Here is a 20436-nt window from a genome sequence, read left to right as displayed (position 1 = left end):
CGATGACCATGCCGCCGAGCCAGGCGCCCGCGACCCAGGCCCCCGCCACGCCGGCCCCCGCCACGCCGGCCCCCACCACCCAGGACGCCGCCGCGCCCGCCGCCCACACCGAGGCCGCCCCGAGCGACGACTACACCGTCGCCCTCGCCGCCTCCACGGTCGGCGTGCTGCTCGCCGCGATCATGGTCGGCGCGGTCTCCCACAAGCGCGGCAACCAGCAGCGCGTCCGGCGCCCCCGGCACCGGATCAGCCTGCCGGCCGCCCCCGCCGCCGCCTTCGAGGCCGAGCTCAAGGCCCGCCAGGACGACACCGGGCTCGACCTGCTCGACCGCGCCCTGCGCACCCTCGCCCGCAACACCGTGCGCGGCGGCAAGCGGCTCCCCGCGATCGTCGCCGCCCGGATCACCCCGGGCCGGACGGTCGAGCTCCACCTGTCCGGGCCGGCCACGCCGATCGCGCCGTTCCGCGCCGCGCACGCCCCCAACGTCTGGTGGTGCGCCGACGACTCCGGCGACCTCCTCTCGGCCGCGCAGGCCCGCCGCACCAACGCCCCCTACCCGGCCCTGGTCACCCTCGGCTCGGCCCCGGACGGCTCGGTGGTGCTCGCGGACCTGGAGACCGTCCGGCTGCTGCACCTGTCCGGCCACCCCGACGACGCCCGGGACGTGCTGCGCACCCTCGCCATCGAGCTGGCCCACAGCCCGCTCGCCGACCGGCTGCACCTGCACCTGGTCGACCTGGCCGAGGAACTGCCGATCAGCGGCCCGGCCGCCGAACGGATCCATCGGCACGCCACCCTGGAGGCCGCGCTCACCGCGATCGGCCCCCGCAGCGCCAAGGCCCGGGCCACCCTGGTTGCCGCCGAGGCCAGCAGCCCCCGGGAGGCCCGCAGCAAGGGACAGGCCGACGAGTCCTGGATCCCCGAGATCGTGCTCTGCGCCCACCAGCCGGGCGGGGACGTCCCCGCCGAGCTCGGCCGGCTGCTCGACGCCCGGCCCCGGACCTGCGTCGCCGTGATCACCCGAGCCCCCGAGCGCGGCACCGGCCCGGTCGCCCGCTGGACCCTGCCCGCCACCGGCCAGGCCACCATCCCCGGGCTCCACCTCAACCTGGAGCTCCAGCGGCTGACCACCCGGCAGTACGAGCAGGTCGCCGAACTGCTGCGCACCGGCGACGACCTGACCCAGCACCCGGCACCCGCGTGGACCCTCGACGGCCCGGGCCCGGACCTCGAACCGGCTGAACTGCCCGCCGCCGTACCGGTGCTGGCCGCCGTCGGCGCCGGCTCGGGAGGCGGCGGAGGCGGCGCCGAGGGGCCGGAGGCGGCCGGTCCGCGCCTGCTGGCCCGGGTGATCGGCACCGGCGCGAGCCCGTTCGCGGGCACCGATCCGGCCGCGCCCGCCGTGTCCGCGGGGGCTGCGGGGGCCGGGACCGGGCCGGCGTCCCTGGGCCCGGCCGCCCTCGGGCCCGCCGCCACGGGGCCCGCGTCGATGGGTCCGGCGGCCATGGGTCCCGTTCTGCCCGGCCCGGCGTCGACCGTCGCCCGGTACACCGTCAACGGCCTCGGCCGGCAGGCGAACGGGTCCCGCGCCGAGGGATCCGAGCCCGGCGGGCCCGCGCTCGACGAGACCACCCGTGAGCTGTCCCTGCCGTCCGTCCCGGCCCCCGCGGAGCCCGTCCGGCCGGTGCAGCCGGTGCAGGCCCTCCCGCCGGTCACCGAGGCCCCGGTCACCGAGGTCCCGTCCGCCGAGCTCCCGTCCGCCGGGGCCCCGGCGGGCGCCGGCCTGCCGTCCGCCCCCGAGCGGCCCGCCGAACCGCTGCCGACGCACGATCCGGCGCCCGCGCCCACCGGCGCCGACCCGCGGATCCCGGCGCGCCCCGAGCCCGCCGCCGAGCCCGTCACGGCGCCCGAGCCCGGTCCGGCCGCCGCCGCGCCGGTCGGCCGGACCACCTCCGGCCGCAGCGACAGCGACGACCTGCTCGCCATCCTCCGCTCCCCGGAGGCGCACGCCTCGCGCACCGCGCCCCGGGTGCGGCTGCTCGGCCCGGTGGACGTGGTCGGCGCCGCCGGCCAGGTGGAGAACGCCGCGCTGCCCCGACTCACCGAGCTCGCCGCGTACCTCGCGCTGCGCCCGGGGGCCGACCACGCCGCGCTCGACCACGACCTGCACCCGGGCGCGGCCCATCTGGACCCGCACCCGACCGCCGCCGACGCGCGCAGCCCCCTGCCGGCCAAACTCGCCGACCTGGCGGCCTGGTTCGGCACCTCCCACGAGGGCCGGGCGTTCCTGCCCACCGACGACGCAGAGGGCTACACCTTCGCGCCGACGGTCACCTGCGACTGGGACGAGTTCCGCAGCCTCTACCGCCGCGGCATGCGCTCCACCAGCGCGACCGCCGACGCCGCCCTGGCGCACGCGCTCGCCCTGGTCCGGGGCGCGCCGTTCGCCGAGGCGCCGCCGGCCTCCTACGGCTGGGCGGAGGCGGAGCGGCAGGACATGATCGCCGCGATCGTCGACACCGCCCACGAACTGGCCGCCCGTCGCCTCCAGTACGGCGACCACCGCAGCGCCGAGGCCGCCGTCTTCCGCGGCCTCGCCGTCGCCCCGGACGTCGAACTGCTGCACCGCGACCTGTTCTACGCCTACGCCTCGGCGGGCGCCCGCGACCAGCTCGTCCGCGCGGTCAACCGCCTGGACGCGCTCAGCCGCCGCACCGGCCGCTCGCTGGACGCCGACACGGTGGCCCTGCTGCGCGACCTGCTGTCCGGCTGACCGGGCGCCACGGCTGTTCCCGACCGGGCAACGAGGAGGTTCCCGAGCGGCCGTCACCGTGGCCCGGACCGCCCCGCACCCCGCGATCCCGCGGCGTGCGGGGCGGTCCGCTTCCGGCCTCCGGGGAAGGGTGAGGGGGACTCAGGGACCGGCCGGGAGACCCCTCGGGGCAGGCCGCGCCACCCGGCCTGGATCGGGGGGACCGGAACCCCGTAGGGTGGCGCGAAACGGGTGTCGCCACGGCACCACGAGCAGTAGTGGGCAGCGGACGCCGCGGAGCGGCGGGGCGGGGCGGTGACCGGAGATGGCGGGAACGACGGCTGTTCCTGGGAGCCCCGACCCCACGCACGACGGAGCACCGGCGACCCCGCGCAACCCGTACGAGGAGCACACCCCCGGGCCCGCCGCGCTGTACGAGCCGCCCGGCCCGTACGACGCCCCGCCGCTCCCCGCGCCCTCCACCGGATGGACCGTCACCGGCATGCCCGCCGTGACCCTGCCGCCCCCGCCGCCCACCGCCCCCGCCACCCCGGCCGTGCCGCCCGCGCCGGTGCCGTCGACGGCCACCCCGCTGCCCTTCGTGGTGCCCGGGGGCGCGGCCGGCGCCTCGCCGTTCGGGGCCGGCTCGCGCGGGCGGATCCTGGTCGTCGAGGGCGGGTACGGCAACGCCGGCCGCCGCACCTGGGGACGCGGCGGGCCCAGCCAGGCGCCCGTGCTGTCGGCGATGCTCGCCGCCGTCCAGCCGCAGGTGCTGCTCGCCGCCGAATCGGTGGACGCCGTCCACCTGCCCGGCGCCAGCGACCCGCACACCGTGCTCGCCCACCTGCGGGCCGCCGCCCGCCACCCCGGTCCGCTGCTCATCCACCTCGGCGGCCACCTGCTGGCCGACAAGCGCGGCGGACAGCTGCACCTCACCCTGCGCGACTCCAAGCCCGGCAGTGTCCGTCAGGACGGCCTCGCCTGGCAGGCGGTCGCCGCCGAACTGCGCCACCGGCCCGCCGACTGGCAGACCCTGGTGATCGCCGACCTCAGCGCCGACCCGCAGGCCCTCCCGCTGCTCCAGGGCACCGTCTCGCCGCTCACCGAGGGCGTCCCGCTGTGGGCGGTGGTGAGCCCCGACCCCGAGCAGATCGGCACCTTCACCCGCGCGCTGATCGAGGCCCTGCACGGCGGACGCCCGGGCGGCGAACCGGTGCTGGCCCCCGAGCAGCTGCGCCAGCAGGTGTACTCGGTGCTCCGCCCGGACGTGGTCATCCTGGCCACGCACGCCCCCGACCGGCCGATCTTCCGCAACACCGCGCGCCGCGCGGACGGGCTGGTGCTGGACAACGTGCCCTTCGAGGGCCCGCGCCCGGGGGCCGCCCGGCCCCGCCCGGCCGGCCCCGGAGCCCCGGCCGGCCCGGTCGGAACGGGTGGTCCGAGTGGCCCTGGCGCTCCCGGCAGCACCGGTACGACGGCCCCGCCTCCGGCCGGAGCCCCCGCGGTACGGCTGGACAAGCCCTCGGCGCCCCCGGCCGCACCCGTCGCACCCGCACCCGCCGCCGCGCCCGGCCCGGTGGTGCCGGTGAGCCTGGTCAAGGCGGGGGTCCCGGCCACGCCGCCGCGCCCGGCCCGGCCGGTGAGCCTGCTGAAGGCCGGCGACCGGCGACCGGAGGACGCGGTGCCGGTGGCGGACGCCGTCCCGGAGCCGGCGCAGGAGCCCCCGGTGGACGCCGTCCCGGTGGCGGACGCGCTGCCCGAGGACGCGGCCCCGGCAGAGGCGCTGCCCGAGGACGCGTCGCCGCGGCCCAAGGTCGTGCTGGCGAAGGAGCCGCCCCGGGACGCCGTACCCGAGGACGCCGTACCCGAGGACACCGCCGCCGAGCCCGAGGAGGCGTCCCCCGAGGCGGCCCCCGCCCCCGAGGACACCGCGCCCGCCGCCGAGCCCGAGGCCCCCGCCGACCCGATGGCCGCCTACCGCGACACGATCGGCCGGATCGTCCGCAGCGCCGACGCGGGCGACCACGCCGCCGCCGCCGACCTCGCCTACGCCCTCGAACTGGAGGCGATCGGCGAGCACGGCGCGGTCTCCGCCCCGGTGCTGCAGGTCCGTCAGGTCCGCGCGCACGTCTGCCGGCTGGCCGGCCGGCTCGCCGAGGCGGCCGACATCTACCGCGAGGTCGCGCTGACCCTGCTGCGGGCCAAGGGCGCCGACGACCCGGAGACCCAGCAGGCCGCGACCAACGCCGAGGCCTGCTGGCGGGCGATCCCGGACCGTACGCAGGCCCTCGGCCTGGCCCCCGAGATCATCGAGCTGCGCGCCTACCTGCCCGGCCCCGAGGGCCGCAAGCTCCGCGCCGCCGAACGCCACCTCGCCCAGCTCGCCGCCGCCGACCGCGGCTGACACCGGTACGCGGTCGACCCCGGAGGGCCCCGACACACCGGAAGGCCCGCCGGCCCCGGTGACCCGTCAGGTCACCGGCCCCGGCGGGCCGTCGGCGTCGGAGGGCTCAGCGCGCCCCGCCGTTGACGTACAGGGTCTGGCCGCTCACGTACGAGGCGTCCTCGCTGGCGAGGAAGGCGACCACCGAGGCGATCTCCTCGGGCCGGCCGACCCGGCGCAGCGGGGTGCGGGCGGCGACCTCGGCCTGGTGGTCCTCGGCGGTGGCGCCGACCCGCTCGGCCGTGGCGGCGGTCATCGCGGTGGCGATGTAGCCGGGGGCGACCGCGTTGACGTTGACGTTGTACGGGCCCAGCTCGATGGCGAGGGTGGCGGTGAGGCCCTGGATGCCGGCCTTGGCGGCGGCGTAGTTGGCCTGGCCCCGGTTGCCGAGCGCGGAGCGCGAGCTGAGCGAGACGATCTTGCCGTAGCGCTGCTCCACCATGTACTTCTGCGCCACGTGGCTGCAGTTGTAGGCGCTGGTCAGGTTGACCGTCAGGACGGTGTCCCAGTCGGCCTTGGCCATCTTGAAGAACAGGTTGTCCCGGGTGATGCCGGCGTTGTTGACCAGGATGTGCAGCCCGCCGAGGTCGGCGACGACCTGGGCGAACACCTCGGCCACGGCGTCGTAGTCGGCCACGTCGCAGCCGTACGCGCGCGCGGTGCCGCCCTTGGCGGTGATCGCCTCGACGGTGGCGGCGGCCCGTTCGGCGGTGAGGTCGACGACGGCGACCGTCGCGCCCTCGGCGGCCAGCAGCCGGGCGGTAGCCGCGCCGATGCCCTGGGCGGCGCCCGTCACGACGGCGACCTTGCCGGTGAAACGAGTCATGACTGTGAGTTCCTTCGGTGGGAGCGGGAGGGGGGTCGGCCGAACGGGGTCAGACGGATTCGACGAGGACGGCGGTGCCCTGCCCGACGCCCACGCACATGGTGGCGAGGCCGCGCCGGCCGCCGGTGCGGCGCATCCGGTGCAGCAGGGTGGTGAGGATGCGGGCGCCGGAGCCGCCGAGCGGGTGGCCGAGGGCGATGGCGCCGCCGGAGGGGTTGACCAGCTCGGGGTCGAAGCCCAGCTGGTCGACGCAGGCGAGCGCCTGGGCGGCGAAGGCCTCGTTGAACTCGGCCTCCGCGACGTCCTCGACGCTCCAGCCGGTGCGGGCGAGGACCTTGCGAGTGGCCGGCACCGGGCCGAGGCCCATCACGTCGGGGTGGACGCCGGCCGAGGCGCCGGCGACGTAGCGGCCGAGCGGCTGGAGGCCGAGGTCGTTCAGCGCCTCCTCGCTGACCAGCACCAGGCCGGCCGCGCCGTCGTTCATCGGCGAGGCGTTGCCGGCGGTGACCGTGCCGCCGGGGCGGAACACCGGCTTGAGGCGGGCGAGCTTCTCCAGGCTGGAGTCCTCCCGGATGCCCTCGTCGGCGGTGACCACCACACCGTCCGGGCGCTCCACCGGGATCAGCTCGGCGTCGAAGTGCCCGTCCTTGCGGGCGGCGGCGGCCCGCTGGTGGCTGCGCAGGGCGAAGGCGTCCTGGCGTTCGCGGGAGACGCCGTGGCGGGTGGCGACCTCCTCGGCGGTCTCGCCCATGGAGAGCACGCCGTGCAGTTCGGCCATCCGGGGGTTGGTGAGCCGCCAGCCGAGCCGGGTGTCGTACGTCTCGATGCGGTGCGGCAGCGCCTCGTCCGGGCGGGGGAGGACGAAGGGGGCGCGGGTCATCGACTCGCAGCCGCCGGCCAGCACCACGTCGGCCTCGCCGGAGCCGATGGCGCGGGCGGCCAGGGTGACGGCCTCCAGGCCGGAGGCGCAGAGGCGGTTGACGGTGGCGCCGGGGACGCTGTCGGGCATCCCGGCGAGCAGCACGGCCATCCGGGCGGCGTTGCGGTTGTCCTCGCCGGCCTGGTTGGCGGCGCCCCAGTAGACGTCGTCGACGCGGGCCGGGTCGAGGGCGGGGACGTCGGCGAGCAGGGCGCGCAGGACCGTCGCCGAGAGGTCGTCGGGGCGGACGGTCGCGAGGGCGCCGCGCAGCCGGCCGATGGGGGTGCGGCGGGCGGCGGCGAAGTAGACGGGACGCACGTCGTCGGGCTCCTAGTCGAGTGGGTGTCGGGGGCGTGGACGAGGTCGGGGGCGCCGGGGCCGTCGGGGGTGGTGACGGCGCAGGCGGGCCGGGGGTGGAAGGCGGGGTCGGAAGACGGGGTCAGAAGGCGTTGACGCCGGTGAGCGCCCGCCCGATGAGCAGTTTGTGGATCTGGCTGGTGCCCTCGTACAGGGTCATCACCCGGGCGTCGCGCAGGTACTTGCCGACCGGGTACTCGTCGATGAAGCCGTAGCCGCCGAAGACCTGGAGCGCGTTGTTGGCGGCCCGGACGGCGGCCTCGCTCGCGTACAGCTTGGCGACCGAGGACTCGGTGGCGAACGGCAGACCCCGGTCGATGTGGTCGGCGACCCGCCAGGTGAGCAGCCGGGCGGCCTCCAGGTCGACGGCGGTGTCGGCGAGGAGCTCCTGCACCAGCTGGTGGGAGGCGATCGGGGTGCCGAACTGTTCGCGCTCCCCGGCGTAGCGGACGGCGGCGTCCAGGCAGGCCCGGACGATGCCCACGCAGCCGGCGGCGACCGACATCCGGCCCTTGGCGAGGGCGGCCATGGCGACGGTGAAGCCCTTGCCCTCCTCGCCGAGGCGCGCCGAGTCGGGCACCCGGACGGCGTCGAAGGAGAGCTCGGCGGTGGCCTGGCCGCGCAGGCCGAGCTTGCCGTGGATCTCGGTGCGGGTCAGGCCGGGGGTGTCGGTGGGCACCAGGAAGGCGGTGACGCCCCGGTGGCCGGGCCCGCCGGTGCGGGCGAAGACCAGGGCGACGTCCGCCCAGGTGCCGTTGGTGATGAACATCTTGGTGCCGGTGATCAGCCAGTCTCCCCCACTCTTCGAGCGGGAGGTGTCCCCACGCCGCTCGCGGACCGCGCGGGTGGCGAGGTTGGCGGCGTCCGAGCCGGTGCCGGGTTCGGTGAGGGCGAAGCAGCCGAGCGCCTCGCCGGAGGTGAGGGCGGGCAGCCAGTGCCGCTTCTGCTCCTCGCTGCCGTAGGCGTTGACCGACTTGGCGACCAGGCCGAGCGAGACCGAGACGATGCCGCGCACCGCCGAGTCGCCGCGGCCGAGCTCCTCCAGCACCAGGCAGTACGCCAGGTGGTCGCCGCCGCTGCCGCCGTACTCCTCGGGGAGGGTCAGGCCGAGGAAGCCCAGCTTGCCGAGCCTGCCGATGATCGCGCGGTCGACGGACTCGGCGCGGTCCCAGGCGGCGGCGTGCGGGACGATCTCGCGGTCGGTGAACTCGGCCGCCAGCGTGCGGACGGCGGCCTGCTCCTCGGACAGCTCCAGGTTCATGGCGCGGGCACCTCGCGGACGTGGGGTGACGGGGATGGTGAGGTGGGGCGGGCGGTGCGGCGGGCGGTGCGGCGGGGTGGCGATAAACTAGCACTGCAAGTTTTACCGGGACTGTAGCCCCGACCCCACCACGCTGTGAAGAGGCGCCTGCCACAATGGGCCGCCCGACCACCCGAGCGGAGGAACGCACACCGATGGCCCGCCCGCGCACGCCCCTGCTCAGCCGCGAGCGCATCGTCGCCACCGCTCTGCGGCTCATCGACGCCGAGGGGCTGGCCGCGCTGTCCACCCGCCGGCTGGCCACCGAGCTGTCGGTCAGCGGGCCCTCGCTCTACAACCACTTCGCCACCAAGGACGAACTCCTGGACGCCGTGGTGGACAGCGTGATCGGCGAGGTGGACCTCACGATGTTCCGCCCGGGCGCCCCCTGGGCCGAGGCCCTGCGCGACTGGGCCCGCTCCTACCGGGCCGCGCTCGCCGCCCACCCCCACATCGTCCCGGTACTTGCCCAGGGCCCCGGCCGCCGGCCCAACGCGCTGCGCCTGGCCGACGCCGTCTTCGGCTGCCTGGTCGACGCCGGCTGGCCGCGCGGCCAGGCCACCCGGATCGGCGCCCTGATGCGCTACTTCGTCACCGGCTCGGCCCTCGGCTCCTTCGCCGCCGGGTTCCCCGAGGACGCCGGTGTGTACGACTCCGCCGACTACCCCCACCTCGGCGAGGCCCACCGCCTCGCCGGCCACCGCGACACCGTCGACGAGGGGGCCTTCGAGACCGGCCTGGCGGCCCTCCTCGACGGGCTCGCGCTGCGCCACCAGGTGTTCTAGGGCCTCACCACGGCTCGCGGGCCACGAAGGCCGGGCGCAGGGACGGGTCGACCGGGTCGTAGTAGCGGTGGTAGACGGGGGTGAGGCCGCCGGAGACCGGGGGCACGATCCAGCTCCAGTCGGCCGGGGTGGGCCGGCCGAGGCGCTCCTCCTGGGCGACGTGCTTGAGGAACCGCTCCGACTCGGTGTGGTGGTCGGCGATGGTCACCCCGGCCTCCTGGAAGGAGTGCAGCACCGCGACGTTCAGCTCCACCAGCGCGCGGTCCCGCCAGAGCGTGCGCGGGCTGGAGGTGTCCAGGCCGAGCCGCTCGGCGACGGTGCCCAGCATGTCGTAGCGGTCGGCGTCGGCGAGGTTGCGGGCGCCGATCTCGGTGCCCATGTACCAGCCGTTGAACGGCGCGGCCGGGTAACGGATCCCGCCGATCTCCAGCGTCATGTCGCTGATCGCCGGCACCGCGTACCAGCGCAGCCCCAGCTCGGCGAACCAGCCGTGCTCGGGGTGGCTCAGCGCCACCTCCAGCGTGGTGTCGTCCGGCAGTCCGTACCAGCGCGGCTGCTCGCCGGCCCGCTCCTGCACCAGCAGCGGCAGCACCTCGAAGCGCTCCTCGCCGCCCTTCCAGCCCAGGTCCCGGGCGCGTTCGCCGAGCCGCCCGCCCGCCGGGTCGCCGGTCCAGCCGCCGTCCGGGGCGGGGTGGCCGGCGTAGCGGATCAGCTGCTGGTTGACGATCCGGGCGGCCGGGCGGCCCGGGCGGTCGGGGGCGAACACCGAGACCACCGGCCGGATCCGCCCGCCGTTGGCGGCCAGCCGCAGGTGCTCGAAGCACTCCTCGGCGATCGCGTCGGCCGAGGACAGGTGCCGCAGGTCGCGGACGATCAGGCTGCGCCAGTACAGCCGGCCGATGCAGCGGGCCGCGTTGCGCCAGGCCAGCCGGGCCCCGTACGCGAGCTCGGCGGGCGTGTGCCCGTAGGTGCCGGTGCGCTCGATCTCCTCGGCGATCGCGCGCAGTCGCGGTGCCGGGTCGCCGGCCGCGGGCTGCTCCCGGTGGAACTGCCGGACGAACGCGGCGGCCTGCCCGGGGTCGGTGAAGTGCTCCGCGGCGGGGGTGCCGGCCACGGGTGCGGCGGGTGAGGCGGGTGTGGGTGAGACGGGTGCGGCGGGTACGGGCGCGGAGTGCGCGTACGGGCAGGTGCCGGGGGCGCCTGCGGGTCTGCGGGTTCGGAGCCGGTTGAAGATCAAGGACACATCCCTCCTGGACCTCAGGAGTACCGGAGGTGCCCGACCCGCCGCACAGAGTGAACGATTCGGCCCCCGCACCCGCGCGGATCGCGCTAGGGTCCGTCTCCACATTCCCGCCCTCCGGGCGGACGACGGGCATGTGGAGACGGACCCTTCGGTGCGGGGGCCGTGAGCCCGGGGCCTCGGGACCCCGGTGGCCGTCGGATCAGCCCATGTCCTCCAGGCGGACGCCCTTGGTCTCCTTCATGAAGCGGGCCACGAAGACGATCGACAGCGCCGCGAAGACCGCGTACGCGAGGTAGGTGGCCGAGAGGTTCCAGCGGGCGAGCGACGGGAAGGACACCGTGATCGCCCAGTTGGCGATCCACTGGGCCGAGGCGGCGACGGAGAGCGCGGCGGCGCGGACCCGGTTGGGGAACATCTCGCCGAGCATCACCCAGACCACCACGCCCCAGGAGAGAGCGAAGAACAGCACGAAGGCGTTGGCGGCGATCAGCGCCACGGTGCCCTGGAGGTCGGGCAGGGTGACGTCGTCGCCGCTGCCGGTGGCCGAGGAGAACGCCCAGGCGCAGGCGCCCAGCGCGACGGCCATGCCGGCCGAGCCGATCAGCGCGAGCGGCTTGCGGCCGATCCGGTCGACCAGCAGGATCGCGATCACGGTGCCGAGGATGTTGATGACCGAGCCGATGAAGCTGATCAGCAGCGAGTTGCCGGTGTCGATGCCCACCGACTGCCAGAGGATCGACGAGTAGTAGAAGATCACGTTGATGCCGACCAGCTGCTGGAAGACCGAGAGGCCGATGCCGACCCAGACGATGGGCAGCAGGCCGAAGCGGCCGCCGAGCAGATCGCGGAAGCGCGGCCGGTGGTCGGTGTCGATCAGGCCCTGGATCTCGGCGATCCGCGCGTCGGTGTCGGCGGTGGCGCCCTCGACCTGGGCCAGGACGGTGCGGGCCTCGTCGAGGCGGCCGGCGGAGATCAGGAACCGCGGGGACTCCGGGATCAGCGAGGAGAGCGCGAAGTAGACCACGGCGGGCACGACGCAGATGCCGAGCATCCACTGCCACGCCTCCAGGCCGAGCAGCTGCCCGCGGGTGTCGCCGCCGGCGGCCTCCGCCAGGGACCAGTTGACCAGCTGGGATATCGCGATGCCGAGCACGATCGCGGCCTGCTGGAACGAGGCCAGCCGGCCCCGGTAGCGGGTCGGGGCGACCTCGGCGATGTAGGTCGGGGCGATCACCGAGGCGATGCCGATGGCCGCTCCGCCCAGGACCCGCCAGATGGCGAGGTCCCAGGCGGAGAACGGCAGCATCGAGCCGACGGAGCTGACGGCGAACAGCAGCGCGCCGGCCTTCATCACCCGGATCCGGCCGTACCGGTCGGCGAACCGCCCGGCCAGCGCCGCGCCGACCGCCGAGCCCAGCAGCGCCGAGGAGACGATCAGGCCGGTGACGCCGTCCCCGACGCCGAAGCGCTCCTGGATGCCGGAGACGGCGCCGTTGATCACGGAGCTGTCGTAGCCGAACAGGAACCCGCCGAGGGCCGCGGCGGCGGTGATGAAGACGACGAAGCCGAGGCGGTCCGAGGACCTGCCCCGGGTCTCCGCGGGCTGCTGGGTGACGCTCACGATCGTGACTCCTGGTACTCAACTCTGAGCTCGGTAGTCGCGATCGTAACCCCTCAATGTTCAAGACTTGTACGTGGGATGGCGCCCAGCGGCCTCCTGGTATTCGTAAGCTGAATGTTCAAACCTTCGGGCGGGCCGGGGAGGGGCTCAGCCCGTGGTGGCCAGCGAGAGCCCGAAGCGGCCCTCCTCGTCCGTCCACCACTCGGTCAGCCGCATCCCGGCCGCGGCCAGCTCCTCGGCGACCCGCTCCCGGCGGAACTTGGCCGAGACCTCGGTGCGCATCTCCTCGCCGGCGTCGAAGTGCACCGGCAGGTCCAGGGCGGGGATCTTGACGGTCTGGGCGCGCAGCGAGCGCAGCCGCATCTCGATCCACTCCCGCTCCGGGTCCCAGTGCGCCACGTGCTGGAACGTCGCGGGGTCGAAGTCGGCGGCCAGCTCCCGGTTCAGCACCTCCAGCACGTTCTTGTTGAACTCGGCGGTGACCCCGGCGGCGTCGTCGTACGCGGCGACCAGGACCGCCGGGTCCTTCACCAGGTCGGTGCCGAGCAGCAGGAAGTCGCCCGGGTCCAGGGCCTCGCGCACCCCGCGCAGGAAGACCGCGCGCTCGGCGGGCAGCAGGTTGCCGAGGGTGCCGCCGAGGAAGGCGACCAGGCGGGGGCCGCCGGTGGCCGGCAGCTCCTGCCCGGCGGTGAAGTCGGCGAGCACCCCGTGCACGGCGAGCGCGGGGTACTCGACGGCCAGCGCCTCGCCGGCCGCGACCAGCGCGCTCTCGCTGACGTCCACCGGGACGTAGGTGGTGAGGGTGCCGAGGTCGCGCAGCGCGTCCAGCAGCAGCCGGGTCTTCTCGGAGGAGCCGGAGCCCAGCTCGACCAGGGTGCGGGCCTTCGTCGCGGCGGCGATCTCGCCGGCCCGGGCGGTCAGGATGGCCCGCTCGGCCCGGGTCGGGTAGTACTCCGGCAGCCGGGTGATCTCCTCGAACAGCTCGCTGCCCCGGGCGTCGTAGAACCACTTCGGCGGCAGCGTCTTGGGATCGGAGGTCAGACCGTGGCGGACGTCGTGGCGCAACGCCTCGCTGAAGTGGTCGGCGGGCAGCAGGCGGGCAAGGTCGAATGTGCTCATGACAGGCGAGGCCTCTCGATTCAAAGGTTGAAGGAAAGGATCGATTTCAGAGCGGGCGTACGGTGACGCCCTCGGCGGTGGCGAGCAGCAGCGAACGGTCCGGCACCGGCGTCCAGGCCGGGTCCTCGTCGTACGGCTCGGAGGCGACGAGCACCCCGCGGCCGGGCAGGGCCCGGTGGTGCAGGGTGTCGCCCCAGGTGGTGGCGGCGACCGCGGCGCCGTCGGTGAGCAGCAGGTTGAGCCGCGCCTCGGTGTGCTCGGCGACGTCGGCGACCGTGCCGGCCAGCGCCTCGCCGAGCGGGGCGCCGGCCCGCAGCCGGTGCAGGATCAGGGCCCAGACCAGGGCGGAGTCGCTGCGGGCCTCCAGGGCCAGCAGTTCGGCCGGCGGCAGCAGCGCGGCCAGCCCGTCCAGCTTGTCCGGCCAGCCGGTGACCGCGCCGTTGTGGCTGAACAGCCAGCGTCCGGCGGCGAAGGGCGCGGCCGCCGCCTCGCCCGCCGCGCAGCCGTCGGTGGCCGAGCGGACGGCGGCCAGCAGCGCCCGGGTGCGGATCACCCGGGCCAGGTCGGCGAACGTGGCGTCCGCCCAGATCGGCCCGGAGCGCCGGTAGCGGGCCGGCACCTCGTCGCCGTCGGCGTACCAGCCGAGCCCGAAGCCGTCCACGTTGACCGTGCCGTACCGCTGGGCGCGCGGCGCCCAGGACTGCCGGTACAGCGCGAACTCGGGGGCCGTCAGCAGGTCACGCGGGGCGACCGGCTCCCCGAGGTAGGCGAGGTGGCGGCACATCAGGCACGCTCCCGGGGTTCGGGCTCGGCGCCGCGCGCGGTGCGGAAGCCGGCGAAGATCTGCCGGCGCACCGGGTAGTCCCAGTTGCGGAAGGTGCCCCGGCAGGCGACCGGCGCCACCGCGAAGCAGCCGCCGCGCAGCACCTTGTGCTCGGGCCCGAAGAAGACCTCCGAGTACTCCCGGTACGGCCAGGCCCGGAAGCCCGGGTAGCCGGTGAAGTCGCTGGCCGTCCACTCCCAGACGTCACCCATCAACTGCCGTACCCCGTAAGGCGACTGGCCCTCCGGGTAGCTGCCGACCGGGGCCGGGCGCAGATGGCGCTGGCCGAGGTTGGCGTGCTCCGGGCCGGGGGCGCCGTCGCCCCAGGGGAAGCGCCGGGAGCGGCCGGTGACCGGGTCGTGCCGGGCCGCCTTCTCCCACTCGGCCTCGGTGGGCAGCCGCCGCCCGGCCCAGCGGGCGTACGCGTCCGCCTCGTACCAGCTGACGTGCAGCACCGGCTCGGCGGGCGGCACCGGCTCGGTGACGCCGAAGCGCCGGCGCAGCCACACCCCGTCCTCCCGGTGCCAGAACAGCGGGGCGCTCAGGCCGGCCTGCTGCCGGTGGGCCCAGCCCTCGGGGGTCCACCAGCGCGGTTCGAGGTAGCCGCCGTCCTCGATGAAGCGCTGGTACGCCGCGTTGCTGACCGGGGTGGTGTCCAGCCAGTACGCGGGCAGGTCGACGAAGTGGGCCGGCCGTTCGTTGTCCAGCGCCCAGGGCTCGGTGTCGGTGCCCATGCTGAACGGGCCGGCCGGGATGAGCACCTCGGCGGGCAGCGTGGCCGCGTCCGCCGGGGCGGGCGGCGGCGCGGGGGCGGCCAGCACCGGCTCGCCGCGCCGCAGTTGATGGGTGATCAGCATGGTCTCGTCGTGCTGCTGCTCGTGCTGGGTGACCATGCCGAAGGCGAAGCCGGAGTCCAGCAGCGGGGCGCCCTCCAGCGGGCTGGCGGCGAGCAGGTCGAGCACCCGGCCGCGGACCTCCCGGGCGTACGCGCGGGCCTCGGCGGGCGGCAGCAGCGGCAGGCTCGGCCGCTCGGCGCGCGGGTGCTGGAAGGCGTCGTACAGCGGGTCGATCTCGGGGTGCAGCGGGTCGCGGCCGCCGACGTTGCGCAGCAGCCAGAGCTCCTCCTGGTTGCCGATGTGGGCGAGGTCCCAGACCAGGGGGGACATCAGCGGGGAGTGCTGGGCGGTGAGGTCGCGCTCGTCGACGCAGTCGGTGAGGGCGGCGGTCCGGGCGCGGGCGGCCAGCAGCTCGTCGGCGATCGTCTCGCGCAGCCGCTCCACGGACGGGGTCGGGGATGCTTCGTTCAGCACGGCGTGGCCTCCGGGGGAGTGCGGGTGCCGGAGCGGTGGGCGTCCAGCTGGTCGTCGGCCGGGCAGCGGCCCCTGGCCGGGTAGCGCTCGGCGAACTCGCCCAGCGCGGTGCGCAGCCGTCCGCCGCCGTCGGGCAGCCGGCCGAGCGCGGTGTCGGCGGCGGCGAAGCAGGCGAGGGCGGCGCGGCGCAGCTCGGGGTCGGCCGTCGCCAGGGTCGCGGCGCGGCGCCAGACGTCGCTGCGCGGCGCGCGGTGCCGCTCACGGCCGTCGCCGTCGGTACGGCCGTCGGCGTACTCCAGCGGGGCGAGCGCGTCCAGGGCGGCGTCGGCGGCCACCGGGTCGTCGAGCAGGGCGGTGACCAGGGCGGCGGGGACGACCCAGCCGTCGCCGGGCTGGGCGTCGATCATCCGCAGCTCCAGGTGGCCGCGCGGGCGCACCGGCGGGAAGAGCGTGGTGCGGTGGTAGTCGAGGTCGGCGAGGGTGGGCCGGCGCTCGCCGGCGCCGCGCAGCCAGTCGCGGAAGGTCAGTCCGGCGGGGGCGGTCCAGGGCAGTCCGTCGGCGCGGCGGATGCAGAGCACCTCGGCGTCCAGGACATAGCCGGCCCAGGCCTCGCGCGGGTCGCCGTGGGCCGGGCCCGGGGCCAGGGTGCGGCTGGGGTCCATCCGGGACCAGACGGTCTGCCGGGTGGACCGGTGGCCGGTCGGTCTGCCGTCCAGCAGCGGGGAGTTGGCGAAGGCGGCGACCAGGACCGGTCCGAGCAGGTGGGTCAGCTGCCAGCGGCGGGCCAGTGCGTGCGGGCCGCTCTCGGCCCCGGCGTCCAGGCAGACCTGCACGGAGGCGGTGCCCGTCATCATGATCCGGCCCCAGGGCCCGGCGGAGTCGAAGAAGCGCTCCATGGCCAGGTAGCGGGGGTGGTCGAGGACCATCCGGCGGGGCCGGGCGAGGGGGTCGGTCCCGGTGCCGGTGAGTCGCAGGCCCTGCGCGGCGAAGGCGGTCCGCAGGGCGGCGAGGTCGCGCCGGGTGGCGTCGACGCAGCCGGTGAGGCCGGCGGCGGGCGGGGAGCTGAGCTCTACCTGTCCGCCGGGTTCGAGCGTGAGGAGGGATCCGGAGGGGAGCGAGGTGCCGTCGGGTCCGCCGAGGGCCAGTAAATCGAGTGCCGCGCGTATGCGTTCGGGCTCGACCGGGTCTCCGGGACATCGGCCGTCGTGGACGAACCACTCGACCTCGACACCCACCAGGCGGGGCGGGCCGACCTTGAAGCAGACGCCGGAGACGTGGCTCAGCGCATCCGCCTCGGTCAGCGGCGTCACGTCGTCCTCGGGGGGCCCGGCGTCGGGTAGCCCCCTCTGCCGGTCGGTCGGACTGGGCGGTCGTACGGGTGTCACCGGACTCACCATCCTCGGGATCACGATTGCGGCCCGGTCTACCCTGCCCAGTCTGCTACGGACCATGCGCCGTCGCCGCGCAAAGGCTTGGTCAACGAGGATCGTGCCTGGTCGGGGGCGTTCGGAGCGGGCGAAGACGGCTGACGAGGGTGTCCAGGACGGGGGTCGGGAGGGCGTAGTTCAGCCGCAGCGACCCTTCTCCGCCAGGCCCGAAGTCGGCTCCGTCGGAGGTCTCCAGACCGTGCCGTTCCAGCAGCGCGGCCCGGGCGCCGGCGGGCGGCAGGCCGAGCCCGGCGGCGTCCAGCCAGAGCAGGTACGAGGACTGCGGGCGGGAGCGGACGGCCTCGCCCAGCAGCCCGGTGAGCCTGTCCCGGGCGGCGGCCAGGTGGGCCAGCAGGGTGTCCAGCCAGGGGCCGCCGTGGAGCAGCGCCGCCCGCTGGACGACCTGCTCCAGCAGCCCGCCCTCCCAGAGGCCGTAGCCGGCCATCAGGGCGGTCAGCCGGGTGCGCAGCGCCGGGTCGGGGACGAGCAGGAAGCAGCTGGGGATGCCGGAGGTGTTGAAGGTCTTGCCGACCGAGTTGAGGGTGACGGTGTGCGCGGCGAGCTCGCCGGCGACGGCCACCGCGACCGGGTGGCGGTGGCCGGGATGGGTGAGGTCGCCGTGCACCTCGTCGGAGACCAGCACCCCGCCGCCCGAGGCGGCGGCCCCGGCGAGGGCGCGGACCTCCCCGGCCGTCCAGACCCGCCCGGAGGGGTTGTGCGGGTTGCTGAGCAGCACGGCGCCCGGCCGGCGGGCGGCGAAGGCGTCCAGCGGCAGCCGGTAGCCGTCGTCGTCCACGCGCAGCGGCAGCGCCCGGTACGGCAGCCGGGCGGCCCGGCACAGCTGGGCGAAGCCGCCCCACTCGGGCGTGGGGAACAGCACCGGGGCGGCCGGGGCGAGCACCTCCAGCAGCAGCCGCAGCGCGGTGCGCGGGCCGAACGGCAGCAGCAGCACCCAGTCCGGGTCGACGGCGACGCCGTGCCGGCGCCGGTACCAGCGGGCCACCAGCTCCCGCCCGTCCGGGTCGGCCACCGTGTAGCCGTACGCGCGGTGCGCGGCACGGTCGGCCAGCGCCGCGGCGACCTCGGGCGGGCCGGGCAGGTCCATGTCGGCCAGGCCCAGGGCGAGCACCCCGGGGCGGCCGCCGGTGCGGGCCCATTTGGCGCTGCCGGTGCCGCAGCGGTCGAGGGGCCGGTCGAAGTCGTGGGTCACCCGGACCGCCTACCCCGCGAGGTGGGCCCGCAGACCGCGCCGCCCCCGGCGCATCATCAGCGCGTGGTTGGCCCGGAACACCGGGTGCGCGGGCCAGGCGAGCCGGCGCATCAGGGGCTTGCCGGGGCGGCAGTCCTCCTCGAACAGGGCGCGGGTGCCGGCGCCGTCCCCGGCGACCGTCCAGCGGGACCAGCCGGCCAGGTCGCCGCGCATCTCGACCTCCAGCACCCCGGCGGCCGGGTCGCGCCGGCTCTGGTGCAGGGTGAAGACCAGCCGGTACGGCAGCAGCGCCCGGACCACGACCTCGCCGGAGGCCTCGTCCAGCCGCCGCGCCGCGCGGATCTCCGGCCACCACCGCGGGTAGCCGGTCACGTCCGCCAGCGCCGCGTAGACGGCCCCGGGCGGGGCGGGCAGCCGCCAGACGCTGCGGAAGCGGTAGTGGTTGGGGTCCACGGGGCGAGTCTAGGACGTCGTTGGTTCGGCCAGGGTGAAGGCGGTGTTGACCAGTGCCACGTGGGTGAACGCCTGCGGGGTGTTGCCGAGTTGGCGGCGGGCGCGGGGGTCCCACTGTTCGGAGAGCAGGCCGAGGTCGTTGCCGAGGGCGACCACCCGGGCGAACAGTTCGCGGGCCTCGCCGGCGCGGCCGGTCGCGGCGAGCGCGTCGGCGAGCCAGAAGGAGCAGGCCAGGAACGCGCCCTCGCCGCCGGACAGGCCGTCCTCGGTGTCGCGCACGGCGTAGCGGCGCACCAGCCCGCCGTGGTCGAGGCCCTCCCGGACGGCGTCGACGGTGCGCACCACGCGGGGGTCGTCGGGCGGCAGGAAGCCGCTCTTCACCACGAACAGCGTGGCCGCGTCCAGCCCGCGCGCCCCGTAGTGCTGGACGAACACGCCGCGTCGCCGGTCGTAGCCGTTGGCGCAGACGTCGGCGTGGACGGCGTCGCGCATGGCCCGCCAGCGCGCGACCGGCGCGGGCAGGCCGGTGGCCTCGGCGAGGCGCACCGCGCGGTCGGCGGCCACCCAGGCCATCACCTTGGAGTGGACGAAGTGTCGGCGGGGGCTGCGCACCTCCCACAGGCCCTCGTCGGGCCGGCGCCAGTGCCGCTCCAGGTACTCCATCAGGGTGCGCAGCAGTCCCCAGACGTGGCGTTCCATCGGGATGCCGGCGAGCAGCGCCAGGTGCAGGGTGTCGACCACCTCGCCGTAGACGTCCAGCTGGAACTGGCCGACGGCGGCGTTGCCGAAGCGCACCGGGCGGGACTCCTCGTAGCCGGGCAGCCAGTGGGCGAGGGTCTCGCCGAGGACGCGCTCGCCGGCGACGCCGTACACGGCCTGGAGGTCGCCGGGGTCGCCGGCGATGGCCCGCAGCAGCCAGTGGCGCCAGGCGGCGGCCTCCTCGCGGAAGCCACCGCGCAGCAGGGCGGAGAGGGTCATCGAGGAGTCGCGCAGCCAGCAGAAGCGGTAGTCCCAGTTGCGCGGGCCGCCGATCCGTTCGGGCAGCGAGGCGGTGGGCGCGGCGACGATGCCGCCGGTGGGGGCGTAGGCGAGGGCCTTGAGGGTGATCAGCGAGCGCAGCACGGCCTCGCGCCACTCGCCGTGGTAGCGGCAGCCGGCCGCCCAGTCCTGCCAGTCGTGGACGGTGGCGAGCAGGGACTGCTCGGGGTCGGTGCGCGGGGGCGTGGGCCGGTGGGAGGGCTGCCAGGTGAGCACGAAGGGCACCCGCTGGCCGGCGGTGACGGTGAAGTCGGAGGCGGTGACCCCGTCGACGCCGTAGGTGTGGACGTCGGTCGGCACCCGCAGCCAGGCCGCGTCGGGGCCCGCCACGGCCACCCGGTGGCGGCCGGTGCGGCGCACCCAGGGGTCGATCCGGCCGTAGTTGAAGCGCAGTCGCAGTTCGCCGCGCATCGTCACCTCTCCGGCCAGGCCCTCGACGATCCGGATCAGCTGGGGGGCGCGCTGCCCGTCGGCACCGCGCCGGGGCATGAAGTCGGTGATCCGGACGGTCCCCTCGGGGGTGTGCCAGGTGCTCTCCAGGACGAGGCTGTCGCCCCGGTAACCGCGTGATGAACATTCCCCGGCGCCGGCGGGGGCGATCCGCCAGGCGCCGTGGTCGCGGTCGCCGAGGAGTCCGGCGAAGCAGCTGGGGGAGTCGAAGCGGGGCAGGCAGAGCCAGTCGACCGACCCGTCCCGGCCCACCAGGGCGGCGGTCTGCAGGTCGCCGATCAGCGCGTAGTCCTCGATGCGTCCGGCCATCGGGTCCATTCTCCGGCCGCGGGCCCGGGTCGGCAGGACGGGAGAACTCC

General features: G+C 75.9%; 15 protein-coding genes. 3 read left to right on the top strand and 12 right to left on the bottom strand.

The annotated features are described in order from the left end of the window. Together ACWEQL_RS14205 and ACWEQL_RS14200 are read left to right on the top strand one after the other, a co-directional pair. Positions 1–2774: BTAD domain-containing putative transcriptional regulator (locus tag ACWEQL_RS14205; RefSeq protein WP_452150514.1), on the top strand; the 2774-nt coding region annotated here is incomplete at its 5' end. A gap of 304 nt (positions 2775–3078) precedes the next feature. Then, positions 3079–5157, top strand: coding sequence for a hypothetical protein (locus tag ACWEQL_RS14200; protein WP_452150513.1), 2079 nt, complete (start codon positions 3079–3081; stop codon positions 5155–5157). Between the two features lie 106 nt (positions 5158–5263). On the opposite strand, the gene fabG is transcribed toward ACWEQL_RS14200, so the two are convergent. The 3 genes from fabG to ACWEQL_RS14185 all read right to left on the bottom strand — a co-directional run bounded on the left by fabG (position 5264) and on the right by ACWEQL_RS14185 (position 8559). Next, complete coding sequence (gene fabG, locus ACWEQL_RS14195) at positions 5264–6022, bottom strand: 3-oxoacyl-ACP reductase FabG (protein ID WP_452150512.1); 759 nt, start codon at positions 6020–6022, stop codon at positions 5264–5266. Positions 6023–6071: 49 nt separating this feature from the next. Then, positions 6072–7259, bottom strand: a complete 1188-nt coding sequence (locus ACWEQL_RS14190) for a thiolase family protein (RefSeq protein ID WP_452150511.1) — start codon at positions 7257–7259, stop codon at positions 6072–6074. Between the two features lie 121 nt (positions 7260–7380). Next, positions 7381–8559, bottom strand: a complete 1179-nt coding sequence (locus ACWEQL_RS14185; RefSeq protein ID WP_452150510.1) for an acyl-CoA dehydrogenase family protein — start codon at positions 8557–8559, stop codon at positions 7381–7383. A 194-nt stretch (positions 8560–8753) separates the two neighbouring features. On the opposite strand from ACWEQL_RS14185, the gene ACWEQL_RS14180 reads away from it, so the two are divergent. Next, the gene (locus ACWEQL_RS14180; protein WP_452150509.1) at positions 8754–9383 is read left to right on the top strand and encodes a TetR/AcrR family transcriptional regulator; all 630 of its coding nucleotides are present in this window, start codon (positions 8754–8756) and stop codon (positions 9381–9383) included. A gap of 4 nt (positions 9384–9387) precedes the next feature. On the opposite strand, the gene ACWEQL_RS14175 is transcribed toward ACWEQL_RS14180, so the two are convergent. From ACWEQL_RS14175 to ACWEQL_RS14135, 9 genes are all read right to left on the bottom strand, one after another. Continuing rightward, positions 9388–10497, bottom strand: a complete 1110-nt coding sequence (locus ACWEQL_RS14175) for a nitric oxide synthase oxygenase (protein WP_452150517.1) — start codon at positions 10495–10497, stop codon at positions 9388–9390. A 328-nt stretch (positions 10498–10825) separates the two neighbouring features. Beyond that, positions 10826–12250 carry a sugar porter family MFS transporter gene (locus ACWEQL_RS14170; protein ID WP_452150516.1) on the bottom strand — a complete coding sequence of 475 codons (1425 nt, stop codon included), beginning with the start codon at positions 12248–12250 and terminating at the stop codon, positions 10826–10828. A 144-nt stretch (positions 12251–12394) separates the two neighbouring features. Continuing rightward, positions 12395–13366 carry an L-histidine N(alpha)-methyltransferase gene (gene egtD / locus ACWEQL_RS14165; RefSeq protein ID WP_452150508.1) on the bottom strand — a complete coding sequence of 324 codons (972 nt, stop codon included), beginning with the start codon at positions 13364–13366 and terminating at the stop codon, positions 12395–12397. A gap of 46 nt (positions 13367–13412) precedes the next feature. Beyond that, a complete protein-coding gene (egtC, locus tag ACWEQL_RS14160; RefSeq protein ID WP_452150507.1) occupies positions 13413–14150 on the bottom strand; it encodes an ergothioneine biosynthesis protein EgtC in 738 nt (245 codons plus the stop codon). After that, positions 14150–15496 carry an ergothioneine biosynthesis protein EgtB gene (gene egtB, locus ACWEQL_RS14155; protein ID WP_452150515.1) on the bottom strand — a complete coding sequence of 449 codons (1347 nt, stop codon included), beginning with the start codon at positions 15494–15496 and terminating at the stop codon, positions 14150–14152. Before egtB ends, egtC begins: the two co-directional genes overlap by 1 nt. Beyond that, the gene (gene egtA / locus ACWEQL_RS14150; protein ID WP_452150506.1) at positions 15493–16809 is read right to left on the bottom strand and encodes an ergothioneine biosynthesis glutamate--cysteine ligase EgtA; all 1317 of its coding nucleotides are present in this window, start codon (positions 16807–16809) and stop codon (positions 15493–15495) included. Before egtA ends, egtB begins: the two co-directional genes overlap by 4 nt. 166 nt (positions 16810–16975) lie before the next feature. Then, positions 16976–18136: a MalY/PatB family protein gene (locus ACWEQL_RS14145; protein ID WP_452150505.1), complete on the bottom strand. Its 1161-nt coding sequence runs from the start codon at positions 18134–18136 to the stop codon at positions 16976–16978. Positions 18137–18145: 9 nt separating this feature from the next. Beyond that, positions 18146–18589, bottom strand: a complete 444-nt coding sequence (locus ACWEQL_RS14140; protein ID WP_452150504.1) for an SRPBCC family protein — start codon at positions 18587–18589, stop codon at positions 18146–18148. Positions 18590–18598: 9 nt separating this feature from the next. After that, entirely contained in the window at positions 18599–20386 is a 1788-nt protein-coding gene (locus ACWEQL_RS14135) for a glycoside hydrolase family 15 protein (protein ID WP_452150503.1), read from the bottom strand. Positions 20387–20436 lie beyond the last annotated feature (50 nt).

The organism is Kitasatospora sp. NPDC004240, assembly GCF_053603215.1.
Note: the sequence above shows the minus strand (reverse complement) of the source record. Positions and strands in the feature narration are given on the sequence as shown.

Bases quoted from the DNA above. Each gene is read 5' to 3' on its own strand.
- ACWEQL_RS14200 (WP_452150513.1), top strand. From the start codon at position 3,079: ATGGCGGGAACGACGGCTGTTCCTGGGAGCCCCGACCCCACGCACGAC.
- fabG (WP_452150512.1), bottom strand. From the start codon at position 6,022: ATGACTCGTTTCACCGGCAAGGTCGCCGTCGTGACGGGCGCCGCCCAG.
- ACWEQL_RS14185 (WP_452150510.1), bottom strand. From the start codon at position 8,559: ATGAACCTGGAGCTGTCCGAGGAGCAGGCCGCCGTCCGCACGCTGGCG.
- ACWEQL_RS14180 (WP_452150509.1), top strand. From the start codon at position 8,754: ATGGCCCGCCCGCGCACGCCCCTGCTCAGCCGCGAGCGCATCGTCGCC.
- egtD (WP_452150508.1), bottom strand. From the start codon at position 13,366: ATGAGCACATTCGACCTTGCCCGCCTGCTGCCCGCCGACCACTTCAGC.
- egtC (WP_452150507.1), bottom strand. From the start codon at position 14,150: ATGTGCCGCCACCTCGCCTACCTCGGGGAGCCGGTCGCCCCGCGTGAC.
- ACWEQL_RS14135 (WP_452150503.1), bottom strand. From the start codon at position 20,386: ATGGCCGGACGCATCGAGGACTACGCGCTGATCGGCGACCTGCAGACC.